The organism is Rhodococcus sp. MPR-R1B, from assembly GCF_058793255.1.
On sequence record NZ_JBXAFO010000034.1, the window covers coordinates 53,384 to 58,057 of the forward strand.

Genomic DNA, 4,674 nt, shown 5'->3' on the forward strand with positions numbered 1-4,674 from the left:
GCGGGGGGCCACTTCGTATTTCGCGGAGTTGTGCGGGGTCAGTTGCCCTTGACGTTCACAATCTGACGCAGCGTGTGTCGAATCTCGACCAAGTCCTTCGCGTCGTCCATCACGACGTCGATGTCCTTGTACGCACCCGGGATCTCGTCGAGGAACGCCGCGGAACGCTTGTATTCGATGCCGACCATTGCCTTGTCGAGATCTTCGATGGTGAAGGTCTTGCGTGCCTGGTTACGTCCGTACACCCGACCCGCGCCGTGGGGGCTGGACTTGAACGACGGCACGTTTCCCTTCCCGACGACGACGTAACTCGCCGTCCCCATCGAACCGGGGATGAGCCCGGGCGTGCCCTCGTCTGCCTTGATCGCACCCTTACGGCTCAGCCACACACCCCTGCCCATGTGGAACTCCTTCTGGGTGAAGTTGTGGTGGCAGTTGATCCGCTCGACTTCGTCGATGATCGCGGGCTTGCCGTCTCCCATGAAATGCGCGAAGTCCTTCACGACGCGGTCCATCATCTCTTCGCGGTTGAGCAAAGCGAAGTGCTGAGCCCAGTTGAGATCGGTGATGTACGAGTCGAATTCGGGTGTCTTCTCGACCAGGTAGGCAAGATCCGGATCGGGAAGGTTGATGTACCACCGCTCGCACAAGTCCTTGGCGATCTTGATGTGATGCTGCGCGAGCTTGTTTCCGATACCGCGGCTTCCCGAGTGCAGGAACAGCCAGACGCCGTCGCTTTCATCGAGTGTCACCTCGATGAAGTGGTTACCAGAGCCCAGCGTTCCGAGCTGAAACCTCCAGTTGTTCTTGAACTTGTCGTAGAAGGCCAGGCGATCGCCCGCCATTGCCTCGAGTTCTGCGATGCGGATTTTCGCCGTGTCGCTCAGCGTCTTGTTGTAGACACCTGCCGAGAGCGGAACGGAGCGTTCGATGCTGTGGCGAAGTACGCTCAGGTCGCGGCCTTGAAGGTCGCGTGCGTTGAACTGGGTTTTGACCGCGATCATTCCGCAGCCGATATCGACTCCGACGGCGGCGGGCATGATTGCGCCTTCCGTCGGAATGACCGAACCCACCGTCGCTCCCGCACCGAGGTGCGCATCCGGCATCAATGCCAGATGTGGACGGACAAAAGGCATCTGGGACGTGCGCAGCGCTTGCTCGCGAGTGTTTTCGTCGAGTATCGATGCCCAGTTCCACAACCTCTTGGTGATCTTCTCCATCAGATTTCTCCCACATAGTTCACAGCCGAACCCATCGGTCCGGTGTGTCGTGCAGGAATGACCATGCGCTCGGTCAGTGGTTGTGTGCAACCCCTTTTCAGGTTCGCAGGCCGTCTGCGAGTTCGTAGATTCGTCCGACGTACTTCTCCTGGAAGGCTTTTCGGGCAGCATCTGCCTGTTGCCGTGCGCCCATCTGGGAGTATAGGTACTCGAGATGAACCAAACTCTCGCCGATGTCGACGCGTCGCTGGTCGAGAACCGTCAGCTCGTCGACCAGTCGAGCCAGATCTAACGCGGTGTCCGGTACCTCGTCCATGGTGATCCTCGATGTCCGTGAGTGCTTCCTGACCCCGAGGCTAACACTCTTCGAACATATTTTCGATACCTGCCCTGTTGTTTACTTCGACAACGTGGCTGTCAGTTGGTCGATGGCATACGGAATGCTCAGGACGGTATTGCCGGACATCGCCGCGCCGACGGGTGGATCTGCGGTGTACCGCACGACTATCGCATTTCCGCTCTTCACGGCGGGTAGTCGCTGGTAGAGCGTGTTGTCGGCGAGGGCTTTCTCTCCCCCCGGATCGGCCATCACGATCAAACGATCAACGGGTTCGAGGATGTCGTATCGCTCGTTCGGCAGCCAGTCGCCGAACTGGTCGCCGACGAATGCGTCGACGGTCGCGGGGAGGGTGAACCCGAGTGACGAGAGGAAAATGCCGCGTGGGTCGTGCGACGAGAACACGTATCCCTCGGGAGTGTCGAGGTTGACGATCGTTGCGGTTTGCCCGGCGAACTCCGGGTGTGCAGCGCGGGCGGCGGCAAACGCGTTTTCGGTATCCGTGATCAGTTGCTGAGCTTGTGGTCCTTTGCCGAGGGCGCGCCCGGCGGTGAGCGTCATGTCGGTCCACGGCGTTGTGTACGCGTCGTAGTCCTTGCTCTGCGCGACAGTCGGCGCAATCGAGGTCAGCTTCTTGTAGGTTTCCGTGTCGATGTCGGCGTACAGCGCGAGGATCAGATCTGGTGCGAGGGAGGCGATTTGCTCGAAGTTGAAGTCTCCGCCGCTGTTGATGTAGGTCGGAGTCTTTCCCTTCCAGTAATCCTTCGTCCACGGCCAGCTTTCATCCATGCCGGACCCCCACCATTCGGCCATGCCGACGGGTTCAACTCCCAAGGCGAGCAGTGGTTCGTGATCGGTGTATCCGAGTGTCACTACCCGCTGGGGTTCGGCATCGATGGTCGTCGAACCCTGTGCGTGCTCGATCGTCACGGGGAATGCGTCGTTGCTCTGGGTCGCTGATGCGGTGTCGACGCCTTGCGAGGTTCCACAGGCGGTCGAGAACCCGATGATCGCGGCCGTCGTGAATAAGGCGGCGAGGATTCGGGTGCTACGTGAGGGCACGTGCATGCTCCTTCGAAGTGGTGGGCGAAGTGATCTGAGTTCCGCGTGAAGTGCTGAACTGGTCGCGTCAGCAATAAAGTGAGGCTAACCTTTGCAGGATCGTCGGTCCATCCTTCAGGATGGACTCGGATACGCCCAGAAAGACGCAAAATGTCCACTATCGAGTACTCGACTCGTCCAAAGTCCTTGCTAGCGCTGCCTGATAGTCGCGGACGGACATTCAAAGATTTTCAGGTCTTCACCAACGTCGTCGACGGAGTGACTGCGTACGGAGCTCATCGTCACCCGGAGCATCAGATCGCCTGGATGAGTGAAGGCACGATGCAGATCGCTGCCGGGGGCAATGTGTGGCACCTGCACAGCGAACACTTGGTCTGGCTGCCGGGCACCGTCCTCCATGACATGACTCTTCTGACGGAGGGATGCATGATCGCGGCCTATGCGCGTCCGGATCTACGCCCTGCCGGGCCGCGGTGGACTCAGCCACGTGTTCTCGAAGTCGATGCTCTGTCCGCTCAATTGCTGCGGCACCTCGCTGACCGGACCATCGACGATGCTCGGCGGTTGATGAGTCAGGAGTTGCTCTACGACATTCTTGCTGCCGCGCCCGAACGGCACGACGTCCTCGCGGTTCCTCGTAATGCTGCGGCGAGTTCGGTTTCTGCACGGATCCTCGCCGATCCGGCAGACTCACGGACGCTGGGGGAGTGGGCGGGCGAACTCGGGGTCAGTTCCAAGACCTTGATGCGTGCCTTTGTCGCCGATACCGGGATTACCTTCGGACAGTGGAGGACTCGCGCCCGAATGTATGCGTCGCTCGAGATGCTCGCGCGGGGTGAGGGTGTCAACGACGTTGCCCCGCAGGTGGGTTACCGAACCAGTAGCGGGTTCATCGCCGCATTTCGGGAAACCTTCGGTACGACGCCGGCCCGGTACGGCGGAAAGCTGACGCGGTGATTTGCTGATGATTTCTTGAACTCGGTTGACGGCAAAGCTTTGTTCGGCAACGTAGAAATGGGCCGAGCTGCCAGCATGTGCTGGTGGCTCGGCCCATTTACTAATCTGAACTGAGTCAGCTCATGTTGCCGAGCACATTGCCCAGGACGCCGCTGATGACATTGGTCATCGACCCCTGCGGGTCGGTCAGGGAGCCGAATACCTGGCCCGATCCGGAGTTGAGTGAGCCGAAGCCCATGTCCTCGAGGCTTCCGGCGCCGGCCTCGACGGGGTTCGGCTGCCGGATGGTGACGCACACGCCCATCGGATTGATGTCCCAGTCGCCCGCCGCCAGCACAATGTTGGTGCCGGCGCCGCTGTCGAGCTGAGAGCCGACAACTGCGTTATCGGGAACCTTGTAGGTGGTCTCCAATGCGATGATGCCGCCACCAGCAGTGGTCCATCCGCCGCCCTTTGCCACCACGGAGTTGTTGCCGACGACGACGGTCTTGGTGACGTCGTCCCACTTCTGGTCGCCGATAAGCCATTTGACGTTCAGGCGAGCCTTGACCAGCTGGAATCCTGCCGGGTGGAAATCGCGGATCTGATTGACGAGTGCTCCCGAACCGGAAACCTTTGTCAGGTAGGTGACCGTCTGTCCCGGGGCGACCTTGCCGTCGCCGACAACCTCCTTGCTGACGGTGTACGGCGTCCCGAGGGAACCGGCCCAACTGTCGGTGACCGACTGGTTGAGCGCGCATGCCGGTGCTGCTTGCGCCACCGAGGCTCCAAGTCCAACAGTGACGCCGGCGGCGATGAGAACGAGGGATGTAGTGGTTGCTACTGCGTGGCGAAGTGAGCGGCGGGCCATGTAGAACTCCATTCAGCGGGGTGCGTGACGGTTTGAGCAAAACTGTAACTAGTTCTACTGGACTTTCGTCCAAGATGTGGCTGATTTCAGAAAATTGTCAGGTTTCGGGTCGCCGTTGGTGTGTCGCGCTGCCGAATTCCACAGGTTCCGAGTTGTGAACAGGTTGTTTTCGGATGGCTTGGTTTTGTGGTGGTGGGTTGAGGGTGGTGGTTGGGACGCGTTTCGTATGGGCGGGCGCGGGGTGTGAG

General features: G+C 60.1%; 5 protein-coding genes. 1 reads left to right on the forward strand and 4 read right to left on the reverse strand.

The genetic code is table 11. The features are described from left to right. Positions 1–38: 38 nt before the first annotated feature. The 3 genes from AC1Q61_RS29380 to AC1Q61_RS29390 all read right to left on the reverse strand — a co-directional run bounded on the left by AC1Q61_RS29380 (position 39) and on the right by AC1Q61_RS29390 (position 2,625). Entirely contained in the window at positions 39–1,220 is a 1,182-nt protein-coding gene (locus AC1Q61_RS29380; RefSeq protein ID WP_050656825.1) for an RtcB family protein, read from the reverse strand. A 97-nt stretch (positions 1,221–1,317) separates the two neighbouring features. Then, on the reverse strand, positions 1,318–1,536 hold the full coding sequence (locus tag AC1Q61_RS29385; RefSeq protein WP_003942716.1) for a hypothetical protein: 219 nt from the start codon (positions 1,534–1,536) through the stop codon (positions 1,318–1,320). An 81-nt stretch (positions 1,537–1,617) separates the two neighbouring features. Then, on the reverse strand, positions 1,618–2,625 hold the full coding sequence (locus tag AC1Q61_RS29390; RefSeq protein ID WP_225320347.1) for an iron-siderophore ABC transporter substrate-binding protein: 1,008 nt from the start codon (positions 2,623–2,625) through the stop codon (positions 1,618–1,620). A gap of 144 nt (positions 2,626–2,769) precedes the next feature. On the opposite strand from AC1Q61_RS29390, the gene AC1Q61_RS29395 reads away from it, so the two are divergent. Then, positions 2,770–3,576 (forward strand): helix-turn-helix transcriptional regulator, encoded by an 807-nt coding sequence (locus AC1Q61_RS29395; RefSeq protein ID WP_042924425.1) that lies wholly within the window; start codon positions 2,770–2,772, stop codon positions 3,574–3,576. Between the two features lie 115 nt (positions 3,577–3,691). Here AC1Q61_RS29395 and AC1Q61_RS29400 read toward each other — a convergent pair whose 3' ends face one another. Then, positions 3,692–4,426 (reverse strand): hypothetical protein, encoded by a 735-nt coding sequence (locus AC1Q61_RS29400; protein ID WP_030535439.1) that lies wholly within the window; start codon positions 4,424–4,426, stop codon positions 3,692–3,694. Between the last annotated feature and the right edge of the window lie 248 nt (positions 4,427–4,674).

Coding starts and splice junctions, on each gene's coding strand:
- AC1Q61_RS29380 (WP_050656825.1), bottom strand. CDS start 1,220: ATGGAGAAGATCACCAAGAGGTTGTGGAACTGGGCATCGATACTCGAC.
- AC1Q61_RS29385 (WP_003942716.1), bottom strand. CDS start 1,536: ATGGACGAGGTACCGGACACCGCGTTAGATCTGGCTCGACTGGTCGAC.
- AC1Q61_RS29390 (WP_225320347.1), bottom strand. CDS start 2,625: ATGCACGTGCCCTCACGTAGCACCCGAATCCTCGCCGCCTTATTCACG.
- AC1Q61_RS29395 (WP_042924425.1), top strand. CDS start 2,770: ATGTCCACTATCGAGTACTCGACTCGTCCAAAGTCCTTGCTAGCGCTG.
- AC1Q61_RS29400 (WP_030535439.1), bottom strand. CDS start 4,426: ATGGCCCGCCGCTCACTTCGCCACGCAGTAGCAACCACTACATCCCTC.